The sequence below is a fragment of the Ensifer sp. LC11 genome (genome assembly GCF_001695835.1).
GTDB lineage: Bacteria > Pseudomonadota > Alphaproteobacteria > Rhizobiales > Rhizobiaceae > Ensifer.
Genome location: NZ_MBSO01000012.1, coordinates 526071 through 551093, shown reverse-complemented (window position 1 = coordinate 551093; position 25023 = coordinate 526071). Strand labels below are relative to the sequence as shown.

Annotated in this window: 22 protein-coding genes and 2 pseudogenes; 9 read left to right on the top strand and 15 right to left on the bottom strand. The window is 62.4% G+C overall.

The window, feature by feature from the left end; all coding sequences use genetic code 11:
* Window positions 1–100: 100 nt before the first annotated feature.
* Window positions 101–568 (top strand): truncated hemoglobin, encoded by a 468-nt coding sequence (locus BBX50_RS11365; RefSeq protein WP_065775389.1) that lies wholly within the window; start codon window positions 101–103, stop codon window positions 566–568.
* A gap of 211 nt (window positions 569–779) precedes the next feature.
* On the opposite strand, the pseudogene recX reads toward BBX50_RS11365, so the two are convergent.
* Both recX and BBX50_RS11355 read right to left on the bottom strand, forming a co-directional pair.
* A pseudogene (gene recX / locus BBX50_RS11360) lies at window positions 780–1269 on the bottom strand (recombination regulator RecX).
* 320 nt (window positions 1270–1589) lie between these two features.
* On the bottom strand, window positions 1590–2360 hold the full coding sequence (locus tag BBX50_RS11355; RefSeq protein WP_065775388.1) for a siderophore-interacting protein: 771 nt from the start codon (window positions 2358–2360) through the stop codon (window positions 1590–1592).
* 325 nt (window positions 2361–2685) lie between these two features.
* Here BBX50_RS11355 and BBX50_RS11350 point away from each other — a divergent pair, with 325 nt between their 5' ends.
* A complete protein-coding gene (locus tag BBX50_RS11350) occupies window positions 2686–3168 on the top strand; it encodes a hypothetical protein (RefSeq protein WP_065775387.1) in 483 nt (160 codons plus the stop codon).
* A 118-nt stretch (window positions 3169–3286) separates the two neighbouring features.
* On the opposite strand, the gene BBX50_RS11345 is transcribed toward BBX50_RS11350, so the two are convergent.
* The gene (locus tag BBX50_RS11345; protein WP_065775386.1) at window positions 3287–4513 is read right to left on the bottom strand and encodes a PLP-dependent aminotransferase family protein; all 1227 of its coding nucleotides are present in this window, start codon (window positions 4511–4513) and stop codon (window positions 3287–3289) included.
* Between the two features lie 542 nt (window positions 4514–5055).
* On the opposite strand from BBX50_RS11345, the gene BBX50_RS11340 reads away from it, so the two are divergent.
* The 5 genes from BBX50_RS11340 to BBX50_RS11320 all read left to right on the top strand — a co-directional run bounded on the left by BBX50_RS11340 (window position 5056) and on the right by BBX50_RS11320 (window position 10461).
* The gene (locus BBX50_RS11340; protein WP_083213627.1) at window positions 5056–6693 is read left to right on the top strand and encodes an arylsulfatase; all 1638 of its coding nucleotides are present in this window, start codon (window positions 5056–5058) and stop codon (window positions 6691–6693) included.
* Between the two features lie 224 nt (window positions 6694–6917).
* The gene (locus BBX50_RS11335) at window positions 6918–7367 is read left to right on the top strand and encodes a hypothetical protein (RefSeq protein WP_065775385.1); all 450 of its coding nucleotides are present in this window, start codon (window positions 6918–6920) and stop codon (window positions 7365–7367) included.
* Between the two features lie 306 nt (window positions 7368–7673).
* Window positions 7674–8552 carry an arginase family protein gene (locus tag BBX50_RS11330; RefSeq protein WP_065775384.1) on the top strand — a complete coding sequence of 293 codons (879 nt, stop codon included), beginning with the start codon at window positions 7674–7676 and terminating at the stop codon, window positions 8550–8552.
* 236 nt (window positions 8553–8788) lie between these two features.
* Window positions 8789–9391: a class I SAM-dependent methyltransferase gene (locus BBX50_RS11325; RefSeq protein ID WP_065775383.1), complete on the top strand. Its 603-nt coding sequence runs from the start codon at window positions 8789–8791 to the stop codon at window positions 9389–9391.
* Between the two features lie 527 nt (window positions 9392–9918).
* On the top strand, window positions 9919–10461 hold the full coding sequence (locus BBX50_RS11320) for a sulfatase/phosphatase domain-containing protein (RefSeq protein WP_244513135.1): 543 nt from the start codon (window positions 9919–9921) through the stop codon (window positions 10459–10461).
* Between the two features lie 30 nt (window positions 10462–10491).
* Here BBX50_RS11320 and BBX50_RS11315 read toward each other — a convergent pair whose 3' ends face one another.
* The 10 genes and pseudogenes from BBX50_RS11315 to BBX50_RS11270 all read right to left on the bottom strand — a co-directional run bounded on the left by BBX50_RS11315 (window position 10492) and on the right by BBX50_RS11270 (window position 20480).
* Complete coding sequence (locus BBX50_RS11315; protein ID WP_139108450.1) at window positions 10492–11361, bottom strand: hypothetical protein; 870 nt, start codon at window positions 11359–11361, stop codon at window positions 10492–10494.
* A 186-nt stretch (window positions 11362–11547) separates the two neighbouring features.
* A complete protein-coding gene (locus BBX50_RS11310; protein WP_139108456.1) occupies window positions 11548–11850 on the bottom strand; it encodes a hypothetical protein in 303 nt (100 codons plus the stop codon).
* Window positions 11851–11985: 135 nt separating this feature from the next.
* The gene (locus tag BBX50_RS11305; RefSeq protein ID WP_065775458.1) at window positions 11986–12684 is read right to left on the bottom strand and encodes a L,D-transpeptidase; all 699 of its coding nucleotides are present in this window, start codon (window positions 12682–12684) and stop codon (window positions 11986–11988) included.
* Window positions 12681–13616, bottom strand: coding sequence for a glycine betaine ABC transporter substrate-binding protein (locus tag BBX50_RS11300; protein ID WP_274534003.1), 936 nt, complete (start codon window positions 13614–13616; stop codon window positions 12681–12683). Before BBX50_RS11300 ends, BBX50_RS11305 begins: the two co-directional genes overlap by 4 nt.
* 376 nt (window positions 13617–13992) lie before the next feature.
* Window positions 13993–15697: pseudogene (locus BBX50_RS30940) on the bottom strand (PAS domain-containing methyl-accepting chemotaxis protein).
* A 120-nt stretch (window positions 15698–15817) separates the two neighbouring features.
* Window positions 15818–16033, bottom strand: coding sequence for a hypothetical protein (locus BBX50_RS11290; RefSeq protein WP_065775380.1), 216 nt, complete (start codon window positions 16031–16033; stop codon window positions 15818–15820).
* A gap of 87 nt (window positions 16034–16120) precedes the next feature.
* Window positions 16121–17170, bottom strand: a complete 1050-nt coding sequence (locus BBX50_RS11285; protein ID WP_065775379.1) for an MBL fold metallo-hydrolase — start codon at window positions 17168–17170, stop codon at window positions 16121–16123.
* Between the two features lie 348 nt (window positions 17171–17518).
* The gene (locus BBX50_RS11280; protein WP_065775378.1) at window positions 17519–18181 is read right to left on the bottom strand and encodes a peroxiredoxin; all 663 of its coding nucleotides are present in this window, start codon (window positions 18179–18181) and stop codon (window positions 17519–17521) included.
* A 587-nt stretch (window positions 18182–18768) separates the two neighbouring features.
* A complete protein-coding gene (locus BBX50_RS11275) occupies window positions 18769–19206 on the bottom strand; it encodes a cytochrome c (RefSeq protein ID WP_065775457.1) in 438 nt (145 codons plus the stop codon).
* Between the two features lie 290 nt (window positions 19207–19496).
* Entirely contained in the window at window positions 19497–20480 is a 984-nt protein-coding gene (locus BBX50_RS11270; RefSeq protein ID WP_244513134.1) for a threo-3-hydroxy-L-aspartate ammonia-lyase, read from the bottom strand.
* A 260-nt stretch (window positions 20481–20740) separates the two neighbouring features.
* Here BBX50_RS11270 and BBX50_RS11265 point away from each other — a divergent pair, with 260 nt between their 5' ends.
* On the top strand, window positions 20741–22447 hold the full coding sequence (locus BBX50_RS11265; RefSeq protein WP_065775377.1) for an autotransporter outer membrane beta-barrel domain-containing protein: 1707 nt from the start codon (window positions 20741–20743) through the stop codon (window positions 22445–22447).
* 178 nt (window positions 22448–22625) lie between these two features.
* Here BBX50_RS11265 and BBX50_RS11260 read toward each other — a convergent pair whose 3' ends face one another.
* Window positions 22626–23213, bottom strand: a complete 588-nt coding sequence (locus BBX50_RS11260) for a hypothetical protein (protein WP_065775376.1) — start codon at window positions 23211–23213, stop codon at window positions 22626–22628.
* A gap of 173 nt (window positions 23214–23386) precedes the next feature.
* Here BBX50_RS11260 and BBX50_RS11255 point away from each other — a divergent pair, with 173 nt between their 5' ends.
* Entirely contained in the window at window positions 23387–24424 is a 1038-nt protein-coding gene (locus BBX50_RS11255; protein WP_083213624.1) for an IS630 family transposase, read from the top strand.
* Here BBX50_RS11255 and BBX50_RS11250 read toward each other — a convergent pair.
* Window positions 24407–25012 carry an NAD(P)H-dependent oxidoreductase gene (locus BBX50_RS11250; RefSeq protein ID WP_065775375.1) on the bottom strand — a complete coding sequence of 202 codons (606 nt, stop codon included), beginning with the start codon at window positions 25010–25012 and terminating at the stop codon, window positions 24407–24409. The two genes, BBX50_RS11255 and BBX50_RS11250, sit on opposite strands and share 18 nt — an antisense overlap.
* Window positions 25013–25023 lie beyond the last annotated feature (11 nt).

The window sequence follows — 25023 nt, the reverse complement described above, 5'->3', positions numbered from 1 at the left end:
GCCCCCGCTGCCTCTGACAGATTGCCGCAACCGCCCACCCGGCCTTTGGCGCCAGCACCGCGAGTGCCTATATGGTCGCAACCAAAGCCAAGGAAACGAGATGGACAACGACTTGCAGGGCCGCGCCGCCGATGTCGCGGCGATCCGCGAACGTGCGGAAGCCGAGATGAAGGCGATCGGCATCGATGACGCTTTCATCAGCCGCCTGGTCGACACCTTCTACGGCCGGGTGCTTTCGCATCCCGAGCTCGGCCCTGTCTTTGACGCCCGGCTTTCCGGGCGCTGGCCCGAACACATGGACAAGATGAAGAGCTTCTGGTCGGCGGTTGCCTTCCGCAACGGCGCCTATGGCGGCAAGCCGGTGCAGGCGCATATCGGCGTCGCCAACATGACGGCGGATCTCTTCCCGAAATGGCTGGAGCTATTCTCCGCGACACTCGATGACATCGCCCCGAACGTTGAGGCCAAGGCCTGGTTCATGGCAACGGCCGAGCGCATCGCCCGCAGCCTGACGCTCTCGCTGTTTTACAATCCCGCCCTCGACGATCCGGCGTTGAAGCGCGTCTGATACGCTGACGCGCCGTCGACGAGACGCCAGCCTCTGCTCGCTTTCCGGGCGCATTGGCCGACCAGGGCAAGCGACGCGATGATGCGGGCCACGAATGCCTACAGCGCCGCGCGTCTTATCAGACGCGCAAAGGTCGCTGTAGGGCTTTGAATTGCTGCATGTTTTGTCCTTTAATCGGCTACGATTAAAGGAAACATGCAGTAGCGAAGCCTCAGAGCAAGCGCCCCGCAAGCAGGATTTCCTCGGCCTCATCAAACGCCATCGCGAACACACGTTTACCCAGTTCGAAGCTGAAGCCGGCGCGGGCAAAGGCGGAGAGTTCCTTTGACACGCGCTTCTCGTCGAGCTCCGCCTTGCGGAACGGCCCGAAGGCGCGCTTGCGGGCGAGAACCACCGCCGCATAGAGATCGTCGGCCTCCGCCACGGCCGCAACGACGTGGCCTTTGGCGATACCCTTCTCAGAGAGCTTCTGTGCGATCGCCCGTTTGGACTTGCCGCCGCGCATGCCCGAGCGGGTCTTGATCTCGGCATAGGCCCGATCGTCGAGCGCACCGTTGTCATAGGCGAAAGTCACGGCCGCCGCCGCTGATATCCTCGAATTTCTCCTTGGCTTTGCGCGCGATCGCGTCGAAGAGCTGCTTTTCCGTCAGCATCTGGCGGTGCAGGCGATAGGCGGCGGAATTGCGCGCCCAGGCATACATGCGCGGCGTCGGCTGATCGGATTGCCCTGTCTCGTCGTTTGTCTCGTCGTTGAGGTCCAAACCTGCCCTACCCCTCGAAATGAACCGCCGGAAGCAACGGGCAATCACGGTCCACCGGAATCAAATCGCCGTCGCATCGAACGATGCGAAATGACCTGACTCTCCAAGGCAACGCAATTGCGTGCAGGAAGCGCTTCACACTTTTCCGGGCTTTGCGCCCTTTGGGTGGCGCCTGAGCCGCGCCCCGGTGACAAGGGGGCGCCGCCGCGGAGGAAGGGCCGCGCGGCCGCTCAAACCGGTGGCCCTCCGTTGCTCGCCGCCTATTCGAACTTCTCCGTGCTGTCGGCCCTCCCCTTCACCCAGTATCCGGAGGCCTTCAGCCAGGGAAGCGGCAGGCCGCGCTCCTCGACGAAGTGAGCGCGGATCGCCCGCGTCACCGCCGCCTCGGCGGCGATCCAGACGAAGGTGCCGGGTTCGAGGGGTACGGACCTTACGACCGAGAGCAGCGCCGTCGGATCGTTCGCCTGTTCTAGCGGACGATAGGCCCAATGGGTGGCAAGCACCGCCTCCGTGCGGAAGGTCTGCCGTTCGTCCGGCCCCGTGACAACAGCGATGCTGGTGATGTTCTGGCCGGCTTGCGCCTCCTCGATCCGCCGCCCGATTGCCGGCAGCGCCGTTTCGTCGCCGATCAAAAGCAAGCGCCTGATATCGCCTGACACGACAGCCGAGCCGCGCGGCCCGCCGATCTCGAGCCGGTCGCCGACCTCAGCCTTCATCGCCCAGGCCGTCACCGGGCCCGCCTCGTGCAGCGCGAAATCGAGCGCCAGAATGCGCGCGCCGTTGTCGTAGCGCCGCGGGGTGTAATCCCGGCGCTCTTCATCGCCGTCGGAGCCAGGTACGAACACCTTGATATGATCGTCGGCGCCGAGGCTGACGAAATCCGCAAGGTCGTCGCCCGACAGCGTGATCCTGAGCATGCCGGGTGTTACCCGCTCGATACCGGAAACGACGAGCGAGCGACGCCGGAGCTCATGACGAACCCGTTCGATCCGAGGCGGCGAAAGATGAGAATAGTCGAGAAGATTGTCCATGTGCGTCCTTTGGGGGCTTAAAAACCTCGATCCGCAGGACAGAGTCGCGCAGATCGAAGCCGCAAAAGCCGTTCGATCATACGCGTTGAGTGACGTTAACGCTTACGTGGCCGGGATAGGTCCGGCCATTTCACAGGCTTCCTATAGAGCACTCCCGCCACCCGTGCAATCCGGGCACAGCCGGCGGCCAGCAAGTCTCAGTGCCGATATCCCCGTGCTCGACTAACCCGAAGGTAGTATCCAGCCACCCATTTGGACAACTTATGATTTGGCCGGAGCCCTATAGAATACCGTTCGTCGCAACGCAGGTGGGGGAGCACGCGAGATGGATTTCACCACAGGTGGAGTTGGGGCCACTGGCCTTGCGATCGAGATCGCGGGTTTGGCAGCGCTGTTCTACGATCTGCTCTCCGGAAAGCGCCTTAACGATCAGGCAGCCAGTTTCGCCGCCATGCAGGGTGACTTGCAGAGCGTGGCCCGACAGGTAAGCCTCGGCGCCTACCGGAACGTGCGAACGCTCACGACGCTGCTCGGCGGCGTCCTCAAACTGCTTTCGCAGGAACAGACACCACTGACCCAGGTGGCACTCGCCACCTTGCAAACCAAATTCGACGAAGCATCCAGCAAGATGGTCGACTTCGATCAGGAAGACCTGAAAAGCAAGGAAGAAGCCGCGCAATTGGTCGTGATAGCCAATTTTATCGAGACAATACGCAGGTCACAACAACTCGGCTGGTGGGCAAAGCTCGGCGTCCTCCTGGTTGGCCTCGGAGCGACCCTGCAATTGGCGGACTTGCTGGTCTTTTAGCCCCAGTTTTCTTGCACAGCCGGATGCAGCGGGCCATTCCCGCACTTGGCTGGGAGCACACGCCAAAAAATAGCGCGCCCACGGAGGCGCGCTATCTGGATAAAGAAAGCTCAAAGCCTCAAGCGGCCAGCGAAACCTCGCCGCGGATGAGGTCGCCGAGGCGGCGGATGCCTTCGTCGATCATCTTGTCGTTGGCGCAGGAGAACGAGACACGCAGCGTGTTTTCACCCGAGCCATCGGCAAAGAAGGCGCGGCCGGGAACGAAGGCGACCTTGGCCGTCTCGATCGATTTTGCGAGCAGCGCTGCGCCATCCATGCCCTTCGGCAGCGTCACCCAGACGAACATGCCGCCTTCCGGCTTCGTCCAGGAAACACCCTCGGGCATATACTTCGAAAGCGCTGCCAGCATGGCGTTGCGACGCTGCTTGTAGACCTTGTGGATCTTGGCCACCTGCTCATCGAACCCGCGCTCGGCAACCGTGCAGATCGCCATCTGGTTGATGGTCGAGGAATGAAGATCGGCCGCCTGCTTCAGGAGCACCAGCTTGCGGATCACCTTTTCCGAGGCGCAGACCCAGCCGACGCGAAGGCCGGGCGCCAGCGTCTTGGAGAACGAGCCGCAATAGATCGTGCGGGCGCTGTTGATGTCGCCCTTCTTCGCGATTTCCAGCGCCAGGATCGGCGGCACCGGCTCGCCGTCATAGCGCAGCGACTGGTAGGCCGCATCCTCGATGAGCGCGATGTCGAGCTCTTCGGCGAGCGCAAGCATGCGCTCGCGCCCTGCCCGGTCAACGGTCTCCCCGGTCGGGTTGGCGAAATCCGCCGAGAGATAGGCGAACTTGACGCGACCGCCGGCTTCCGATGCGGCCTGGCGATAGGCTTCCGGCGTGCGGTTGCCGTTGGGGTTCAGCTGGTCATAGGTCGGCTCGTAGGCATTGAAGGCCTGCAGCGCGCCGAGATAGGTCGGCCAGGTGACAAGTGCGGTATCCTTCGGCGACAGGAACAGCTTGCCGAGATAGTCGAGGCCCTGCTGCGAACCCGAGGTGATGAAGATGTTATCGACGCCGGCAGGAATGCCGATGGCTTCCATCTGCTTGGCGAGCCATTCGCGCAGCGGCTTGTAGCCTTCGCTCACCGAATATTGCAGCGCGGCGCTCACGGCCGGGCCGGAAAAGATCTCCGCATAGGCGTCCTTGAACTCGGCGTCCGGAAACAGCGCAGGATCGGGAATGCCGCCGGCAAACGAGATGATGTCGGGGCGATCGAGCAGTTTCAACAGCTCGCGGATTTCCGAGGCGCGCATCCGGCTCGAGCGCGTCGCGAATATGTGTTCCCAATCCAGCATGGGGCGTTTCCTCAGAGATTATATGCGGAAAGCGGTTCTCCGCTTCCTCCCGCGTCATTTTAGAGCGCCGTGCGTTCGGGTGAACGCACGAAGGAGCCCAGACATTTTCGTTCTAGAGCATCTTTCCGCTTCAAGCGATCCCACTTGAAGGCGGGATGCTCTCGACGGTGAAGCGACAGGACCATGACCGCTAATTTATGTCAATATTATTGACCTAATTCCGTGCACTTTTCGGCCTTTTCGGCATTCGCGCACGTCACGTCCAGCACCTGACGCTACGTCAGTTTGCGCCGAATGCCACGCGGCTCGCCGCAATGCAAGGCGGAGCGTAACTGTTACATCCTTGCCCCTTCACCAGACCGGGCGCACAGTCACGCGTCCACCGATTGTCTTTCATGACAGCGCCGTGCGCCCGACCGGACGCAAAGCGGCAGCTGTAGCACTTTCATGTGCCGCATGATTTGCCCTCGGCCCGATCCCGATCGCAGCAATTGTCCGGCACCCAGGTCTCGATCCCCTCTGGCGATATGGAGCGATGTGCCATGAACAAGCATCCGGTATCCGAACATCCCGAACAGAACGAGCAACTCCAGGACGAGCCGCACTTGAGTGTCAGCCGCCGCGACCTCCTGCTCGGCGGCAGCGCGCTTGCGGCGGCAGCGCTCACGGTTTCCGCACCCGCAGCGCATGCGCAGCAATCGACGGCACCCGCCGCCGGCACGGGCGGCAAACCCAACATCCTGATGATCATGGGCGACGATATCGGCTGGTTCAATCCGAGCATCTATCACCGTGGCATGATGGGCTACCGCACCCCCAACATCGACCGCATCGGCAATGAGGGCGCAATGTTCACCGACTGGTATGCCGAGCAGAGCTGCACCGCCGGCCGCGCCGCCTTCATCACCGGTCAGTCGCCGATCCGCACAGGCCTCACCAAGGTCGGCCTGCCCGGCGCCGATCTCGGCCTGCAGGCGGAAGACCCGACGGTTGCCGAGCTCCTGAAGGTGCAGGGCTATGCCACCGGCCAGTTCGGCAAGAACCACCTCGGCGACAAGGACGAGTTCCTGCCGACTGCTCACGGCTTCGACGAGTTCTTCGGCAATCTCTACCATCTGAATGCCGAAGAAGAGCCGGAAAACCCCGACTACCCGAAGAACCCGGATTTCGCCAAGCGCTTCGGCCCGCGCGGCGTCATCCACTCCTATGCCGACGGGCGGATCGAGGATACCGGCGCGCTGACGAAGAAGCGCATGGAAACGGTCGACACCGAGTTCCTGGCGGCAGCACTCGATTTCATCGATCGCCAGCACAACGCCCAGAAACCGTGGTTCTGCTACTTCAACTCCACCCGCATGCACATCTTCACGCATCTGAAGGCGGAGTCCCAAGGCAAGACCGGCAAAGGCCTCTATCCCGACGGCATGGTCGAGCACGACGGGCATGTCGGCGAACTGCTGAAGAAGCTCGAGGATCTCGGCGTCCTTGAAAACACCATCGTCATCTACACCACCGACAACGGCGCCGAGGTGATGAGTTGGCCGGATGGCGGCACCACGCCCTTCCGCGGCGAAAAGGCCACCAACTGGGAAGGTGGTTACCGCGTGCCGATGCTGATCCGCTGGCCGGGCGTCATCAAGCCGAACACGATCTATAACGAGATGTTCTCGCACTACGACCTGATCCCGACCTTCTGTGCGGCCGCCGGCGAAACGGACATCGTTGCCAAGTGCCTGACCGGCTACCAGGCCGGCAGCAAGACCTTCAAGGTCCATCTCGACGGCTATAACCTCATGCCCTTCTTCCGCGGCGAAGTGGCCGATGGTCCCCGCCGCGAGTTCCTCTACTGGAACGACGACGGCGAACTCGTGGCGGTCCGGGTGCAGGATTGGAAGCTCAACTTCAAGATCCAGGAACACACCGGCATCGGCGTCTGGCAGCGTGAGTTCACCAACCTGCGCTTGCCCTGGATATTCAACATGCGGGCGGACCCCTTCGAGCGCGGACCGGAATCCTTCGAATATGACCGCTGGATGGCCGAACGCGCCTTCCTGCTCGTGCCCTCGCAGGCGATCGTCGGCAAGTGGCTGGAAAGCTTCAAGGAGTTCCCGATCCGCCAGAAGCCGGCGAGCTTCAATCTTGACGAGGTGATGGACAAGCTTTCGACCGGCAAGCAGTAGAGATGATGCCGTCGCCCTTCCATCTCGCAGAGCGGCGCTTTGCGGGATGGCCTTTCGCCGGCCCCCTTTGGGATGGCTCGACCGGCGTGACGTTGCCCCTCGGCGACGATTTCGGAACAGGCCGGCGGCGGAGACCAGCGCCCTTATAATTCAAAGTGGCAAATTGCCGGAGCAGGAGATCAAGAGTAGAATTTCGGCCCTCATTCGACCGGAGGGACTAGGCCATGAGCAGACTGTTAACCATGTCGGCTGGCGCCATCCTGGCGCTGACATCCGTGGCGTCCGCGGCGCCCGCAGCACCCGCGACGCAACCCCTCAAGATCTCGAAGGAGTGCAGCCAGTTCTCCGGCGACACCCCGAGCTTCTGCACCATTACGGAATCGAACCTTGAGGCGATCCCGGTGGGCACCAAGATCCTCTACTACGGGCCGGTGATCGCCAATCCCCTTTTCTCCAGCAGCGCGGCGGTCATCGCTGTCGGAAATGGAGACTCGGCGGTCGGATACTGCGTCGTCTACGATACGGCCAAGCCGCCGCTCGGAACCTGTGCATTCCATGCCGGCAGCGGTACGCTCGCCGGATTCCAGGCGATCGTCAAGGTCACGGTCGACGACAAGCAGATCTGGCATTGGGACGGAGACTACCTGCTTGGCGCCACCCAGGCCGCCAAGTGAGACCGTAAGAATTGCCGGTCTCGTCTGGCTGATCGAGCTGAATTCGTGCCCTTGACACCCGATCGTTGGGTGGCGGCGGCGAGGCGGACGTCCGCCCGGAAGTTCATCGCAGATCGATCGCATCGGGTGGCTCAGTGCCACCCGAACATGCGCTCGACGTGCCATGGGATCGCGCTTACGCGGAAGCGGCTGGCCTGTTGATCGGCCGGTTTCGCGGATGCCGGCCGACATTTTTCTCCGCCTGCCGCAATCTTCGTCTAGTCTGTCGCCAAACTCGGCAGGAGAGACCTTCGGCAGGAGAGAACAGTGAGCGGAAAAACCCTACGTCTGCAGATCCCGCAATGGCAGGGCGGAACGCTGGAAGCCTATCATTTCGGTGCGCAGCTGCTCGCCTTTCTGGCGCCGGCCGCCTCCGGACCGGTGGCAACGGTCGAGGTGCCGGAACCGGACGGCGCCAAACTTCCTCTGGAGGAGGGCATCGTCGCCCGCAGCGCCATCCTCCACCAGCTCGATGCGGCAGAAGAGATCCTGAAGCGCGAAGCGCCGGACAAAATCGTCGTGCTCGGCGGCGACTGCGCCGTGGACCTTGCGCCCTTTGCCTATCTCAACGAGCGCTATCAAGGCGATCTCGCGGTTCTCTGGGTCGACGCCCATCCGGATATCAGGACGACGGACCAGAGCACGCATGCGCATACCATGGTGCTCGCCCAGCTGATGGGCGAAGGCGACGCGGATTTTACCAGAAGGGTCAAAAGGCCGATAAAAGCCGAAAGGGTGATGTATGCGGGGCTCTACGACATGTCGCCGGCGGAACGGGCGACCGTCGACCGCCTCGGGCTCAACATGGCGACACCGTCCGAACTGATCGACACGAGCAAACCGGTGATCGACTGGCTGCGTTCCTCCGGAGCGCGGCATGTCGCCATCCATTTCGACCTCGACGTCCTCGATCCGGCGACACTACGTTCGCTCTACTTTTCGCGACCGGACGCCGCCCCCGGTGCCTTCGCCGGCATCCCGCAGGGGCGTATGACCATTCCGCAGATCGTTCGCCTGCTGAATGACGTGGCAGCCGAGGCAGAGGTCGTGGGGCTCGGCATCACCGAACACCTGCCATGGGACGCGATCGCGATCAGAAACATGCTGCGGGCGCTGCCGCTCATCGGCACGGATCGGGCGCAATGACATGGGCGGCAAGAACGGTTTGCGGCGGCTACTTGTAACAATCGGAGTAAACGCCGGCACTTTCGGGCAACGCCTTGCAAACGATGCAAATCCCGCTCGCCCTGTTGATCTCGTACTCGACCCACCAGATCAGATTCGCGACACGTCCCGCTATCTGAAAGCTGCATGGATCGCCGCTGTCGACTGGTTCCACGCGAACAGCAATGGTCAGAACTTCCGCCGCAGAGAAAAATGGAATGGCAAACCCGCCCCTCGACGACACCCTCGCCTTCTACCGCGACAATGCCACGACCTATGCAAGCCGTGAACGCCTTGCGCCGACCGCCCGGCTAGCCGCCTTCATGCGCAAGCTTGCACCCGGCGCCGCCGTACTCGATCTCGGCTGCGGCGGCGGGCACGACAGCCACACGATGTTGGAGCGTGGCCTCGACGTCACCGCCTGCGACGGCTCGAAAGAGCTGGCGCTGGAGGCGGAAGCGCGGATCGGGCGGAAGGTCGAGGTCATCAGGTTTCAGGAGATCGACTGGCAAGATCGCTTCGACGGCATCTGGGCAGAGGCGTCGCTGCTGCATGTGCCGCGCGCAGAGCTCGCCGATGTGCTGGCCCGCATCCGCCACGCCCTGAGGCCGGGCGGCCTGTTGCAGGCGAGCTTCAAGGCTGGCGAGATGGAAGGCTACGACCGTTTCGGCCGCTATTACAACTATCCGTCAGCGGCGTGGCTCAGCGCCTGCTTCGGGCAAGCCGGTTGGTCGCAGATCCAAATCGATGAGGCCGATGGCGGCGGTTACGACGGCGAGCCGACCCGCTGGCTGCATGTCACCGCAACCGGTATGGCCTGAAGCCCTGGCGACGCGCCCGGGCGACATCAGCCGCCCCTCTCCTCGCGACGGCACTGATCCCTCACTCTTTCCGCCTCAAGCCTCGCGGCTGAAGTAACTCAGGATCAGCAGCGTGCAGATCGCGGCAACGATCAAGGCGTCGAAAAGTGCAAAATGCTCGAAGAATGAGAGCATGGCATTTCCTCCTTCCAACTAAACCTATGAGAGCACATAATTCCTGAAGTTGAAAGACGAATCCGGAAATATACTAAGAAATAAGGAAATACTGAAAAGCAATTCTTGCGCCGCAACATTTATGCTTCGCACTGCACAAGGATCATTATAGGCCGCATTTATCGATGCAACGTACGGGCTTGCCGCGAGCGCCCTCGGGAACAACCCCTCCGCACGCATGTGGCTTCTGTCACCATGGCTGATTCGATTGACGGCGCTACCGGAAGATGTAGATATTAGAGATATCGAATGAAAAGATCTCGCCGTCCGAAACGAGTTCGCTCTTTGCCGGCGATAGCAAGCTCAGCGGCGGATTGCCGGCAAGCAATGGCGCGTATCGCGACGGCAAGGGCACGCTCTACGAGGGCGGCACCCGCGTCGTCGCCCTTGCCAACTGGCCGGAGAGGATCAAGCCGGGGGAAGTCACCGGCATGGTTCATGTCGTCGACATGTACCCGACGCTTGCGGCGATCGCCGGCGCAGCGCTTGGCAAGAACAAGCCGCTCGACGGCATCAACCTCTGGCCAACTTTAAGCGAAGGCAAGCCGTCGCCACGCAAGGACCTCGTCTACAATGTCGATCCGCTCTCAGGAGCGGTGCGCAAGGACGATTGGAAGCTCGTGTGGAAGGCAGCCCTGCCCTCGAAGGTCGAGCTGTTCGATTTGGCCGCCGATCCGTCCGAGGCGACGGATCTCTCGGCCGCAAACGCCGACAAGGTGCACGAACTCCAGGACTGGATCACCACGCTCGCCGGTGAAATGGCGCCGCCGCTTCTGATCATGGAGGCGGTGCGGCTGACCTTCTATGGGCCGCCGGTCGTTGCCGATCCCTCTACGCTGTTCAATCTTGGCGACTAGAGCCTCAGGAAAGGCGGAAGGCGCCGCCGTCTACTTAAAATACGAGTGCCTGGGGATGGAATAGTTGCAAGGGGAAGATGCAAGCGCCGCCCTTGGTCTCGAGGTCTCTACGTTCTGATTGAACAAATCGTAGAGACCTTTGACTGGAACACCGGCGTTACTCAACGTCCCGAACATGAAATTGGTCATATCAACGTTGGACCGACCGCACTGGTAACTCCCGTACAACAATTCTCCGCTCACAAGTTCGGACACCAGACTGACGTAGAAAGTTCTCGAGTTGTAGGAGGTTTGCCCGGAGACAACTTTAATCGCTTCCAGATAAGCCGACCTTGCCTTCTCCAGGTCCTGATTGGGGCTATCGAGGAACAGGGAGTTTCCTTTCTCTCTCCGAACAGTCACAACTGTCCCTGGAATGTTCTCTTTTTCCGCAGCAGATATTGCGGAGTCATAATAATATTGCGCCTCACCAACCTCGCCGATAAGCGTAAGGCTGCTTCCAATCCAGTACAATTCGGATGAGCGAAGGTTAGATGACCAAGACCTAAAATTCTCCTTCTGTGTATAGATCACGTTGTAGATACGAATGTCGTAGGCCGATGCGATTTCATTTTGATATCTGGGGTCGGAAGACTGTACGAAGCGACTGGCCTTCTCAGCGCGAAGCGCCGCCATATCCGCGATTGCTCGTCTCACCTCTGCCACAGCATCGCGCTCGCTAAGCTGCCTTTCCCGCTGCGCATTGAAGTATCTGTCTACGAGCGAGAACGGAAACGTATAGAGAAGCGCGATGACGAGCGTTGCCAGCCCGCCCCATTCTTTCAATAGATCCAGAAGCGTCCGCGAACCGGATTTTGTTTCGGCGCCAGGCGACGTCGTGTCGCTGTCGGAGAGTTCCATGTCCCCCTCCATGTTCCCGCCCCCATAGCAATATCGTAAGCATCCTCCACACCAGTTGGAGGCACTCTCGGCAACGCGTGAAGCAGAACCCGATGCAAAGGAGACGGCTCCCGTAACGAACGAAACGCGTTACGGGCTTATTTTAGAGCATTATAATTAAACTGTGAATGGGTCCGGATGACGGACCTACACCGGCGTGACCGATTTCACGCTGCCGGCGGAGTCGACGACGCAGTTGAACTTGCGGCCGCCGGCGTCGAGATCGACGCTGTAGGACGTCGCGTCAAGCGCCCGCGAACTTGTCGGCAAGACCTTGGTGCTATCAACCTGTGCCGTGCCGGCGACGGCGTGCGCGCAGAGCAGCTGCAGATCGGCCGGCGCCGTCTGCAGGCTGGTGCGCGCCATGTCCTCCGGCTTCGGCGGCGACTGGCAGCCGCCGATCATGGCAAGCGCCAAGGCCGCCGCAACAAAACCTTTCGAACGCAACATCCCCTTGCTCACCACTGTCCGCTCCTCTCCAATAGTCTGCCTGTCATCGGTTTCCTGCGGGATCGGGTGGCCGCCCTTGTCCCCGATCCCCGACGGCCGGCCGAAAAACATCTGGTCGCCTTTCGAGCGACTGGGTCAAACACCCTTGTAGAGCGCCGCACCCTGCATCAGCACGATCACCTTGGCGCCGATCTCGACCCGTGAATGCAGGTCGACGATGTCGTCATTGTTCATGCGGATACAGCCGGACGAGACATCGAGCCCGATCGTCCAGGGCTCGACCGTGCCGTGGATGCGGTAGATCGTGTCCTGGTCACCCTCGTAGAGGTAAAGCGCCCGCGCGCCGAGCGGATTGTCCGGCCCGCCGGGCATGCCGGCCGCCCATTTGGCGGCATTCGGGTCACGCGCCACCATTTCGGCCGGCGGCGTCCAGGTCGGCCACTCCGCCGTGCGCCCGACGCGCACGATGCCGGCCCAGCCGAAGCCTTCGCGCCCGACGCCGATGCCATAGCGGATCGCCTGGCCGCCCGGCTGCACGAGGTAGAGAAAATGCTGGTTGCCGTCGATGATGATCGTGCCCGGCTTTTCCGCCGTGCGGAACGGCACCGCCTGCCGGCGGAACGCTTCCGGCACCTGGTTGTTGCGGGCAAAATACTGCCGCGCCTTCTTCTTGTCGTAGTCCACCCACTTCTTGGTGCGGGCGTCATAGATCTGCGTCTGGGCGAGTGCTGCCAGCGGCCCGAGGCAGAGAGCGGCAGCAATCAGGCCGATGCCGAGCCGGCGGGCGCCGGGACGCGAGCGATCGGGGTATTTGGTGTCAGGCGTATCGGTCATGGCTTCGCCCACCCGTCGATGCGGGCCGCATTGTCCTCGGCCCATTTCTTGGCAAAGTCGGCGGGCGTCTGCCGCTCGACCTCAAGCGCGTAGCTCATCTTCGTCACTTCCTCGGGCGAGAAATCCACCTTTTCGAGGAACTTCGCGACGTCAGGATGCTTCTTGCCGAAGGCGGTGGCATAGGCGATCTGGAAATGCGCCGCCTCCCAGGCGGTCGAGGCACTGGACTTGGACACCCAGAGCGGATCGTTCGGCGGCAGGATCTTCCACGTCGCGGCATCGTGCGGCGGCTCGTCGATCCGGATGATCTGGTGCAGCTCGAACACGTGATGCGGCGCGTAGCAGTAAAACACCATCGGCCGCCCGGTCGCGACCGCCGCGTCGACCGCCGCCATCGCCACTTCCTCTTCCGCCTCGAACAGCGTCAGGCTCTCGCCATAGCCGTAACCGGCCGCCCGCACCCGCTCGATACCGGTCGAAAGCCAGGTCTGGGCACCGATCCACATCTCGCCCTTGCCGTCGCCGTCGGTGTCGAGAACCTTGGTCTTTTCGGGGTCGCTGAGATCGGCGACCGTCTTGATCGACTTCGCCGCTTCCGGTGTGGCGCAGAGCCCCTGCCAGGCCGGAACACTGCGTTCGGTCAGCCGCCCGACACCCTTATCGGTCACGTATTTGCGAACGACATCCTCGAAATTCGGGCGCCAGACTTCCGGCTGGATATCGACCGTGCCCGCCTCGAAGCCGACGAAGGCATTGAGCGTGCCAAGTTCCTTGACCTCGGCATTGAGGCCGAACTTCCTGGCGATGCCTTCCTTCAGGATATTGGCCGTCGCCTGGCCCGACGGCCAGTTCGGCATGGCGATCACCAGATCGGCAGCAGCGGCCGGCAGGGCCGCGGATACGGCAAGACATGCGGCCAGCGCCGCCGGCAGAAACTTCGACTTTCCCTTCACAGTCCCCTCCGACCTCGAACAATCGATGCGAATGACGTCGTGAATGCGTATCAGGAATGCGTCGTGTTCCGGGCGCAGGACGCGCCACGGTCATGCAAATTTGTCAGATAGCTTGGGCCTTGCGCCCTGGTTCCCTATGCCGTCAGGCGGCTCTTCGTTGCTGGCGGGCAGGATGCATAGATCGGCGGCCTTCGTCAACGACAGACGACACCACACGTTGCGTGCCGGCGCGAGCGCTCGGCGACATTGCCCGCAGACCGAACCCGCCGCGGTCAGGATGCCCGCAAGCGACGCTTCATTTTGCTCAGCAAGAGGTTGGGGCGGGGCGAGACGCCCTGCACGGCCCCGCCTCCCTTCAGGCGGCCCTGGCGTCGGTTGTCCGCCGCCGGTCGCCGATGCCGCGGCTCGCTGCGTCGGTGCCTGCCTTGCGCCGCTCGGCGCGACGGTTGAGCTGGAAGCGGTTGACGAGTTCGGTCAGTCGCTGCGCGCCTTCTGCCAGCCGAACGCTGACGTCGGCGGTGCGATCCACCATGCTGGCGTTCTTCTGCGTCGTGGCGTCGATGTCATTGACCGCGACATTGATTTCGCCGAGACCGGCCGTCTGCTCGGTCGCAGCCGTTGCGATCGCCTCGATCCGAGCGTCGATCGCTTCGACGTAGTTTTCGATCTCCTTCAGCGCACTGCCGGTATCGCCGACAAGGCGCACGCCTTCGGCGACCTCTAAGACAGAATTCTGGATCAGCGCCTTGATCTCCTTGGCCGCCTTGGCCGAGCGCTGCGCGAGCTCGCGCACCTCCTGGGCAACGACGGCAAAGCCTTTGCCCGCGTCCCCCGCGCGCGCCGCCTCTACTCCGGCATTCAGCGCCAGGAGATTGGTCTGGAACGCGATCTCGTCGATCACGCCGATGATCTGGCTGATCTCTTCGGACGCCGTCTTGATGCGGTTCATCGCGGTGACGGCATCACGCACAACGTCGGATGAGGCGTGCGCGGACTGGCGCGCGCTCTGCACCAGTGAACGTGTCTGCTGGGTGTTTTCCGTCGACGTGCGCACGGTCACCGTAACCTGCTCCAGCGCCGCTGCCTGCTGGCGTGCGGTCGGAGAGATGTTCGGCAGCATCCTTCATCTCGTGGCTGTCGCTGTTGAGCGCACGGGTCTGGCTGAGCACGGCCGAAAGCGTTTCCTGGAACATGCCGATGGACGTGTTGAAGTCGCGCCGAAGCCCCTCGAGTTCGCCGACAAAGGGTTCGTCCAGCGTCATGCGGATGTTGCACTCGGCAAGGCGCCCGAGCCCCGCGCCGATCTCCTTGACCGCCAGCACGCGGGCAGAAACGTCGATCGCGAATTTCACGACCTTCAGGACGCGGCCAGCATCGTCGAGGATCGGATTGTAGGAGGCCTGGATGAAGACCGTGCGGCCGCCCTTGCCGAGCCGCATGAACTGGTCAGTGACGAAGCGCCCGGACGCCAGGTTTTGCCAGAAGGTGGCGTAATCCGGCGAGTGCGCGTAACCCGGCTCGCAGAACATGGAGTGATGCCGCCCGACGGTCTCGCGCAGTTCGTATCCCATCGTCGCGAGGAAATTCTCGTTGGCCGTGAGGATCTCGCCCGAAGGCGTAAATTCGATGACCGCCTGGGCCCGTGACAGCGCGTCGATCTTGCCCTGGTCGTCGCAGCTCTTCGCCTTCGTCGCGGTGATGTCGGTCGCGAACTTCACCACCTTATAGGGCTTCCGACCCCTAAACACCGGATTGTAGGATGCCTCGATCCAGATCTCGCGGCCGCCCTTGCCGATGCGCTTATACTGCTGGCTTTCGTAATCGCCGCGCGCAAGGCGCGCCCAGAATTCGCGATAGGCGGCCGACGCGGCCTCCTCCGGCTGCACGAACATGCGGTGATGCCGGCCGACGATCTCATGGAGTTCGTAGCCGATCGCCTGGCAGAAGTTCTCATTGGCAGTCAGGATATTGCCATTGAGATCGAACTCGATGATCGCCTGCGACCGGTTGATCGCATCGAGAATGGCGATGGTTTTCGAAACCGATCGTTTTGGCGCCACTTTTGGGCGCGATGGGCCCCTGTCCGCACGGCTGGCGACAGTGCCGCCAAAGACGCAACTCAACGTCGTGAAACGATCGCTATCGGGGGCTTCGCCGGAGATTGGTTCCGGCCGTCACGGCTACCAATTGCCCGGGTCCGCCGTGTGATCGACGCCGGCGAATTCATCCGCCTTTTCCCGGTCGAGTGTCAGCCGGGTGATGTTCTTCGTCTCGTCCGTGGCGGTGTAGGACAGCGGCGCCGGCTCGCGGGTCAGATACTGATACATCAGCAAGGCCGCCTCCTCGGCGGTATCGGCCTCGAAATCCCTGGTGATGCTGACAGAGAATTTATGCATGATCTCGACCCTGCTTTGCTCGCTTTGACCACGTCGAACGCATGGATAGGAAATGGCGCGCCGTCGCCCGGCGTCAATGCGTCGGCATCAATGCGTGACTGGCCCGTCCGCCTTCTTCCAGGCGGCAATGCCGCCCTCGATATGGCAGGCGCTGACGATGCCCATCTGCTGTGCCGCCTCGACAGCCATCGCCGAGCGCTCGCCGAAGGCGCAGTAAAAGACGATGCGTTTTCCCGTCGCTTCGGCCAGTTCGTGCAACATGCCGCCGGCAGCGATATTCTGCTGAAGATCCGGATAGGGCGCATGCAGCGAACCGGGGATCACGCCGTGTTTTTCCCGCTCGGCCTTCTCGCGCAGGTCGACCAGCGCGATGCTCGCCCGGCCGCAAAGCACCAGTGCCTCCTTTACCGAAAGCGCCCAGCCGCGCCGCGCGATCTCGTCCTGGTGCAGCCCGATATGGACATTGGCCGGCACCGCCACGTCCATCATCTTCGGGTTCGGCAGGTTCAGATTGTTCATCAGGTCGACATATTCATCGACCGATTTCACCCGAAGCCGCGGATTGAAGCGTTTCTCCTCGCCGATGGTCGAGACCGTGTCGCCCTTATAGTCGTGCGCCGGATAGACGAGCGTCTCGTCAGGCAGTTTCAGAAGCTTGTTGAAGATCGAGTCATACTGCTGGCGCGGGTCGCCGTTCTGGAAATCCGTGCGCCCGGTGCCGCGGATGAGCAGCGTGTCGCCGGTAAAGACCCGCCGTCCCAGGTCGCCGCCCATCAGGAAGGAATAGGAATCGTCGGTGTGGCCGGGCGTATACATGACGTCGAGGCTCAGGCCCTCGATCGACACCCGGTCGCCCTCCGCCACCCGCATGGAAACGACGTCGGCTGCCGTCTGCTCGCCCATGACGGTAATGCAATGGGTCTGGTCGCGCAGCGCCCCAAGCCCGGTGATGTGGTCGGCATGCAGGTGCGTGTCGACGGCCTTGACGAGCCTGAGATCGAGTTCGCGCACGAGCTGCAGATAACGCTCGACCTTTTCGAGAACCGGATCGATGATCAGCGCCTCCCCGCCCTGGCGGCTGGCGATCAGGTAAGTATAGGTGCCGGACACGCTGTCGAACAATTGACGGAAGATCATCGGCGGCTCCCTTGCATCGAGGCGTCGTGCAACAGTGGCGGTCCGCCCCTCATCCGCCTGCCGGCACCTTCTCCCCGCAAGCGGGGCGAAGGGACGTTGCCGCACGCTCGAATTTCCCTCTCCCGTTTGAGGGGGAGAATGGATGCACCAGGCTTTCACTCCGCTCGCTCTAACCAAACCCGAAGGCATCGAGGACGGCGAGCGGGTGCAGCGGAATTCCTTCTCCCCGCCTGTGGGGAGAAGGTGCCGGCAGGCGGATGAGGGGCCGCCCACGCTCGGATGAGGGGCACATCCCCTCACCGCGCGGATGAGGGCGGGCACGCCCTCACCCCTTGCCGATGCGACGCCTCAGCCCTTCGGCTGCGGCACGATGCGGATATAGGGCTTCGGCGCCTTCCAGCCGTCGGGATAGACCTTGCGGGCATCGTCGTCGCTGACCGAACCGGCGATGATCACGTCGTCGCCCTGCTTCCAGTTCACCGGCGTCGCCACCTTGTGCTTGGCCGTCAGCTGCAGAGAGTCGATGACGCGCAGCACTTCGTCGAAGTTGCGGCCGGTGGTCATCGGATAGACGAGGATCAGCTTGATCTTCTTGTCCGGGCCGATGACGAAGACGTTGCGCACCGTCTGGTTATCGGCGGGCGTACGCTGGGTCGGATCACCCGAGACCGGGGCCGGCAGCATGCCGTAGAGCTTCGACACGGTGTAGTCGACGTCAGCGATCATCGGGAAGTTCGGCGCATGGCCCTGTGTTTCCTCGATGTCGGCCGCCCAGCCGGCGTGGCGATCGAGCGGGTCGACCGAAAGTCCGATGATCTTGACGCCGCGCCGGTCGAATTCCGGCTTGATGCGCGCCATGTAGCCGAGTTCCGTCGTGCAGACTGGCGTAAAATCTTTCGGATGCGAGAACAGAACCGCCCAGGAGTCGCCGATCCAGTCGTGAAACCGGATCGTGCCATCGGTCGTTCCGACCTCGAAATCCGGTGCGAGGTCATTGATTGCAAGCGTCACGATACCCTCCAGTTGTGTATGAGCGCCGCGCCCGCCCGGGCGCGATGGGAGCACTCTATTTTCTTGGCAGCGCCGCGCGTCCGATAGGGCACCTAGGGGTCACTGTAATCCTCTGATCTCTTCCAATACCTGGCCTCCGGCGGAAACCGGCCGGAGGGAAAATCAATCAGAAAAACCAAATATTACAGTAGCCTCCGCCTATCATGCGGACATTCTGGCGCCATAGCGCGAGGCTCAGTTTGCCACTTTTGCCGCTTAAGGCAACCGGAAAGACGAAGCTTTGCAACCGGCCGGATCGAGCCGTATCGAGCGCGTCAGTTGGGCCGCGATCCAACCCAGACGCAAAGAGACCGCGACGTCGGCGTGAGGCGTGCCACCTCGATCCTGCGTCAGCACTGGCCGTCCATCTTCGGGTAGACCTCCTCCGCCCAATGGACGTTCTGATGCAGGCTTCCTGATAGCGGGCCGCGCTTTCTTCATGCTTGTGGCATTCGAACCAAACAAGCACCGTCTCTCCCTCGCGAACCGGGAGCCTCGGAAAGCCGTTGACGCTTCCGACGGGCGACAGGAACAGGCTCTTATGCCCGCTATTCTTTCTTCATCCGGAATTTCTCGTGACAGCTGCCGCAATTCGCGGTTACCGCGTTGAACTGCGTCTTAAATGCGTCGAGATCCTGCGGATTGGCAGCGACGGCAGCGGCCGCATCCACCCGGAATTTCTCGGCCGCCGCCTTGAACCCGGACATGTCTTGCCAAATTGCCGGCAAAGCCGCCGTGTCTCCGGTCTCGCTGCCAGCGGGAAACAAGACGTCCACGTCGAATTTTTGTGCGTTCTCGCTAAGGCCCGTGAGGGCGGTCATGGCAACGGCAGCGTCAAACGGCTTCTCTCCCTTGACCATGGGAGCGACTGTGCCGACCAGTCGACCGCGCTCCTTCATGATAGCCTTACGGTCTGCAATTGGATCAGCAAAGGCGGTGGAGGCCGTAAGCGCCAGTGCGGATATGGCAAGAATGAGCGTTCTCATGAGCAAACCCTCTGGATTGCGGTTGAGCGGCATGACGAAACCCAACTAAAATACACGCAATAAATTCACCCTCCCAATTCACGCTTTCGTGTTGCTCTGGTTTGAAAATTCGCAATTCCGGATGGAAAACCGGTGCACGCTTTTCCTGGAATTGCGGTGGCCTGAAAATTCGCAATCCCGGACGGAAAACCGCTGCACACTTTTCCTGGAATTGCGGTGGTTTGAACGTTCGCAATTCCGGACGAAAAACCGCTGCACACTTTTCCTGGAATTGCTCAGACCGCCGCTCTCTACCGCAGCAGCGCGCCATAGGTCGCCAGATCGACATTGCCGCCGCTGAGCACGATGCCCACGCGCTTGCCGGCGCAGGCGAGCACCCCCTCAAGCACGGCGGCGGCCGCCAGGCAGCCGGTCGGCTCCACGACGATTTTCATGCGCTCGCCAAAAAAGCGCATGGTCTCGACGAGCTGCGCATCGCTCACCGTGACGATATCGGCGACGGCGCGCTGGATGATCGGAAAGTTGGACCGGCCGATGCTGGGGGTCAGCGCCCCATCGGCAATCGACTTCGGCACGCCGATCGCAACGATCTTGCCTTGACGCAGCGACTGCTGGCCGTCATTGCCGGCTTCCGGCTCGACGCCCACGATGGCGGCACCCGGCGAACGCTCCTTCACGCTGAGCGCGCTACCGGCCAGAAGGCCGCCGCCGCCGAGCGGCGTGACGACCAGATCGAGTTCGCCGACCTCTTCGATCAGTTCCAGAACCGCCGTCCCTTGGCCCGCGATCACATCGGGATGGTCGAAGGGCGGGATCAGCACGGCGCCGCGCTCGGCCGCCAGCTTGGCGCTGATCGCCGAGCGGTCCTCCTTGTAACGGTCGTAAAACACGACGTCGGCGCCATAGCCGCGCGTCGCCGCCACCTTCATCTCGGGCGCATCATCAGGCATCACGATGGTCGCGGCCACGCCCTGCAGGCGCGCGGCATAGGCGATCGCCTGGGCATGGTTGCCGGAGGAAAAGGCGACGACGCCCTGTCGCGATCCGCTTTGCCTTAAGGCGGCGATCGCGTTGTAGGCGCCGCGAAACTTGAAGGCGCCGCCGCACTGCAGGTTTTCCGCTTTGAAGAACAGCCGCGCGCCGGTCGCAGCGTCGGCCGTGCGAGAGGTCAGTACCGGCGTTCGGTGGGCAACACCGGCAATCCGGCTGCGAGCCGCCTGCACGTCGTCGAATGTCGGAATGCGCACCGCCCCATGTCCCGTCGAATTCTCCACCCGCCCCTCCTCCTCGTGCCGACCGTTGCGGTGCCAACACCCTTGAAAACACTGGTACCGGTCCACAAGCTTCCACTGAAATTTGACGGTAGCACTGTCCACGGCATTGAGGGAATGTGCAAGCTGGAGTTGACGATTCATCGTTCACCCTTTGCCGTGCCACTCGGAAAAGGGGTGTTGCGCCTGCCGGACGCGGCTGGCGCAGCAGACCATGCCTCGTATCGACGAGGTCGACGCAAGCTTGGGGGAGCACGCGTAACATGGTTAGCCGCTGTCGATCGATCACAGCCTATGCCGGGCTGCTTACGGGCCTCGGCAGTCTCGCAATGCCAGGCGTAGCCGTTGCCGCCAATTGCAGTTCCAGCGGCGGCCTGGCCTATCTCGGCAATACGAAAGGGGCCACCAGTTCCGTCTGGCTTTCAGGAACGAGCGCCGGATCCTTCGGCCTCGAAGCGGCGCAAGGCAACCAAACGGTCGACACCTGGACCAAGAGCAGACGTGGCCTCCATCTCTCGTTGTCCCCAGTCGTTTCCAACGGCAACGGCGGCACGCACAAGCTCTACGACCTGTCCGGCGGAAAGCCGTGCCTGCTCGACACGCAGAACCAGGTGCGTGATGGTCTTTTTCCAGACATAAACTGGCCCGATGGCCGGCCGGATGTCGGCCCGCAGCCCGTCCTCCCCGATTTGTCGCTGCCTGATGGCCGGCCGGACGTCGGCCCGCAGCCCGTCTTTCCCGATTTCTCACTGCCCGATGGCCGGCCGGACGTCGGCCCGCAGCCCGTCTTTCCTGATTTCTCATTGCCCGATGGCCGGCCGGACGTTGGCCCGCAACCCGTCTTTCCCGATTTCTCGCTGCCCGATGGTCGGCCGGACGTCGGACCGCAGCCCGTTTTTCCTGATTTCTCGCTGCCCGATGGCCGACCCGATGTTCGCCCGCAGCCGATCTATCCGGGCTTCAATCCACGCACCCCGACCGCGGTCAGGGGTGGCCGGGTGATCGCCGGCAGGACGCCCGATACCTGCATTGATCCGAGATCGGTGAATTCCAAGCAGCAGCGCGACCTGCCGATCTGCCGTGATCTCGCCGCCAAAGACGCTGCCGCCCGCAGCGGCGGCGGATCTTCTCAGGTGCCATTGACGCCGGGCCGCGATCTGCCGGCGCCCTCGCTCTGGAATTTCTGGTCGGACATCCAGTTCGCAGACATATCCGACAACCGCTACGACCGCGACAGCGATACGCTCGCCCGCTCGTTGACCATGGGCCTTGATCGCCGCATCACCAGCGACCTTGTCGTCGGGATGACCGTTGCCCTTGAAGACAGTTCGACCGACGCGTTCGACGGCACATTGGGCATCGATACCGATGGCTTCAGCTTCGGCCCCTATGCCGCCTACCGCCTCTCGAAGCACTGGGCGATCGACGGATCGCTGACCTATGGGCGCTACGACAACGATATCGATCTCAGCGTGTTGAGCGGCGAACAGGATTCCGAGCGTCTTGCCGGCGAAATCTCGCTCCACGGCCAATACAAGGTCGATGCCTATCTCATCCGTCCCAAGGTGTCGGTCAGCTGGTCGCACATCAACAGCGACGATTACGACCTTTCGGGCAACATCCTCAACATACCGGTCAGCGTTTCCCTTCCCGGCGACAGCTACAACTACGGCGTTCTCGATCTGTCGACCGAAATCAGCCGCTACTTCCGCCTGCCGGACGGGCAGCCGTTTCTCGTCTTCACCGAGCTTGGCGCCGAATACCAGTTCGAACGGCCGAACGATGGCAAGATCCTGACCGGCGACCTGTCGGAAGTGACACCCTCGCCATGGTCGTTCTCGCTGCGCTCCGGCTTCCGAATGCTGGTGAACGACAACCTCCAGCTCGAGGCGACGGGCGGCTATTTGAGCTTTGGCCAGAAAGATCTCGATGTGTGGGAGGGTAAGCTGCATGTTTCCTGGAGTTTCTAGAGCGTCCCTAGTGCGTTCACATGAACGCACGGCGCTCTAGAATCTCCGGAAACATTGACCGCACCCAGCCTCATGCCGTGGACCGCGGCAGCAAGGTCAGAACCCCGGACCGGGGCGCCCGAGGCAGTGGACGCGCCTTCCGCCAGATCCCTGGAGGCAGCTCGTGCCGAACCGAGCATCAGCGCGGGTGCCCATCTTGGGGCGAGACGGTTCGATAATGATCGACCGCGAAGCTGAAGAGCACCTTCAGCATGAAGAGGCCCGCAACCGCCACCATCGCCGGCGTCAGGCCAGGCAGAAGCGGCAAGCCGGTGAGGCCAACCGCCAGCAGCAGCCCACCAACAAAGGTCTGCTGCGCGCGCCCGGCAAGCAAGTTGACGATCGTGGCCGCGGCAATCGTATAGGCCCAGACAGCAATCGCAGGAGCAAGCCCGCTGCCGATGATGAGCGCGACGGCAATTATGTGCACGTGGATGGCGATGAAGATCCAGCGATTGCGCGGCCGCGCCGCGTAGAAATCATTGGTCGAGGGGGTGAAGTTGGCGACACAGCCGGCGGCGATATCGAGGACGAGGACAAGCGCCAGTGCCGCCCGCCACCAGGCGAGCTCCTGAAGCATCGGCCCCGCCGACAGCGCGAAGACGGCGGCCGCGCCGATCCCAACGAGCAGGATCGCTGCCAGATAGGCCGGCGGCTGCTCTTCGCCGAACACGTCGTGAAGTTGGGATGGATGCGAAGGGTTCTCATGAAGGCCAGACTGCCACATTGTAAGATTGCCCACTATGCGCGGACACAACCCCGGCGCAAGCGGCTAACCGTAACGCGCGGCCGTTCCAGCCGGCGACGCAACACCGCCGCCCCTTGCCTGCACGCCCGCCTGGGGCGCCGTGCGTTCATACGAATGCAGCAAGGACGCTCTAGTTGTGAGCTTTCGAGAGGTTGTCCATTCGGACCGGACCGAGGAGACTGGAGCGGCTGGTCCGGGACCGGAAGACGCCCCAGAAGGTGGTTTGGCGGGCGCGGATTGTGCTGTTGGCGAGCGATGGATTGACGGCGGAGGCGATTGCGTCGGCGGCCGGCAAAAGTCTGCTGACGGTGCGCCGCTGGCGCCGCCGCTATGTGGTCAAGGGGGTGGATGGGCTCTTGACGCGCGTCAAGCCGCTAGCGCCCGAGAAGATCAAGCAGGTGGTGCGCATGGCGCTGCACGAGGAACCGCCGAACGCGACCCACTGGAGCACGCGCAGCATGGCGGCGGCAGGCATCTCCTACGGTAGCGTCCAGCGGATCTGGCGGGCGCACGGGCTGAAGCCGCATCTTGTCAAGACGTTCAAAGTCTCGCGCGACAAGAACGTCGCCGCCAAGGTCGAGGATGTGGTCGGGCTCTATCTTGATGCGCCGGACAAGGCACTGGTGCTGTGTGTCGATGAAAAGAGCCAGATTCAAGCCCTCGACCGCACCCAGCCCGGCCTGCCGATGAAGAAGGGCCGCGCCGGCACCATGACCCACGACTACAAGCGCAACGGCACCACCACCCTGTTCGCGGCGCTCAACATGCTGGACGGCAAGGTCATCGGGACCTGCATGCCGCGCCATCGTCATCGCGAGTTCGTGCGCTTTCTCAAGCTGATCGATCAAAGGACCCCCACCGGTCTCAACCTTCACCTCATCGTTGACAACTATGCCACCCATAAGACCCCGGCCGTGAACCGCTGGCTCAAGGCGCATCCGCGCTTCCACTTGCACTTCACGCCCACCTCGGCATCTTGGCTCAACATGGTCGAACGCTTCTTTGCCGACATCACCCGAAACCGCATCCGCCGCGAAGCCTTCAAAAGTGTCGCACAGCTGATAGACGCCATCATGCAATACCTCGAAACCCACAATGCCGACCCCAAACCCTTCGTCTGGATAAAGTCCGCCGCCCAAATCCTCGAAAAGGTTGCAAGGGCGAAACAAACGTTAGCGTCGCAACGCTAGCTCCCACATTTCCCGCGCCTTCTTTCCAGCCTGTTCCAACCACGCTCGTCGCTCGTCGCGGGAACTTGTGGCGACGACACCAAATAGCGCGCGGCTCACATGCTTCACGCCGCAAAATTCGAGAATGCACCGCCGCCAGATGTGATCGAGCGGGTCGCCGAAGTGATTCTTCTCACGTTCGGCCGGAGTGTTGCCCGTGTTCAGGATCAAAGCAGCGCGCGTCCGCAACAGGCCGATCGGATCGTCCCCGTTGTCAACGCCTTTGGCGAATGTGTAGGCGGCCTCCGAGGCGAACACGCGATCGATCCAGCCCTTCATCATTGCCGGCGGTGCGCCCCAGCAATTGGGATGAATGACAGCGAGCAGATCACAGGCACGAAGCTCGGCAATATGCGCTGCGACTGTCTTGTCCGCGGTCGACGTGCCCCGAGCTTCGGACGCGGACAGAAGCGGATCAAAACCTTCTGCGTAGAGATCATGAAAGACGACATCACACCCCGCGGATGTCCAAGCCGCCCGCACCGCTTCCGCCAGCGCGTGATTGAAACTATCGGCAGCCGGATGGCAAACCACGACAAGCGCTTTCATAGGCCTCTCCC

What these genes read in the sequence shown, in the direction of transcription:
- BBX50_RS11275 (WP_065775457.1), bottom strand. Translation starts at nt 19,206, where the DNA reads ATGAGAACGCTCATTCTTGCCATATCCGCACTGGCGCTTACGGCCTCC.
- BBX50_RS11260 (WP_065775376.1), bottom strand. Translation starts at nt 23,213, where the DNA reads ATGTGGCAGTCTGGCCTTCATGAGAACCCTTCGCATCCATCCCAACTT.
- BBX50_RS11305 (WP_065775458.1), bottom strand. Translation starts at nt 12,684, where the DNA reads ATGACCGATACGCCTGACACCAAATACCCCGATCGCTCGCGTCCCGGC.
- BBX50_RS11285 (WP_065775379.1), bottom strand. Translation starts at nt 17,170, where the DNA reads ATGATCTTCCGTCAATTGTTCGACAGCGTGTCCGGCACCTATACTTAC.
- BBX50_RS11315 (WP_139108450.1), bottom strand. Translation starts at nt 11,361, where the DNA reads ATGGAACTCTCCGACAGCGACACGACGTCGCCTGGCGCCGAAACAAAA.
- BBX50_RS11325 (WP_065775383.1), top strand. Translation starts at nt 8,789, where the DNA reads ATGGCAAACCCGCCCCTCGACGACACCCTCGCCTTCTACCGCGACAAT.
- BBX50_RS11345 (WP_065775386.1), bottom strand. Translation starts at nt 4,513, where the DNA reads ATGCTGGATTGGGAACACATATTCGCGACGCGCTCGAGCCGGATGCGC.
- BBX50_RS11355 (WP_065775388.1), bottom strand. Translation starts at nt 2,360, where the DNA reads ATGGACAATCTTCTCGACTATTCTCATCTTTCGCCGCCTCGGATCGAA.
- BBX50_RS11340 (WP_083213627.1), top strand. Translation starts at nt 5,056, where the DNA reads ATGAACAAGCATCCGGTATCCGAACATCCCGAACAGAACGAGCAACTC.
- BBX50_RS11335 (WP_065775385.1), top strand. Translation starts at nt 6,918, where the DNA reads ATGAGCAGACTGTTAACCATGTCGGCTGGCGCCATCCTGGCGCTGACA.
- BBX50_RS11365 (WP_065775389.1), top strand. Translation starts at nt 101, where the DNA reads ATGGACAACGACTTGCAGGGCCGCGCCGCCGATGTCGCGGCGATCCGC.
- BBX50_RS11265 (WP_065775377.1), top strand. Translation starts at nt 20,741, where the DNA reads ATGGTTAGCCGCTGTCGATCGATCACAGCCTATGCCGGGCTGCTTACG.
- BBX50_RS11310 (WP_139108456.1), bottom strand. Translation starts at nt 11,850, where the DNA reads ATGTTGCGTTCGAAAGGTTTTGTTGCGGCGGCCTTGGCGCTTGCCATG.
- BBX50_RS11350 (WP_065775387.1), top strand. Translation starts at nt 2,686, where the DNA reads ATGGATTTCACCACAGGTGGAGTTGGGGCCACTGGCCTTGCGATCGAG.
- BBX50_RS11250 (WP_065775375.1), bottom strand. Translation starts at nt 25,012, where the DNA reads ATGAAAGCGCTTGTCGTGGTTTGCCATCCGGCTGCCGATAGTTTCAAT.
- BBX50_RS11290 (WP_065775380.1), bottom strand. Translation starts at nt 16,033, where the DNA reads ATGCATAAATTCTCTGTCAGCATCACCAGGGATTTCGAGGCCGATACC.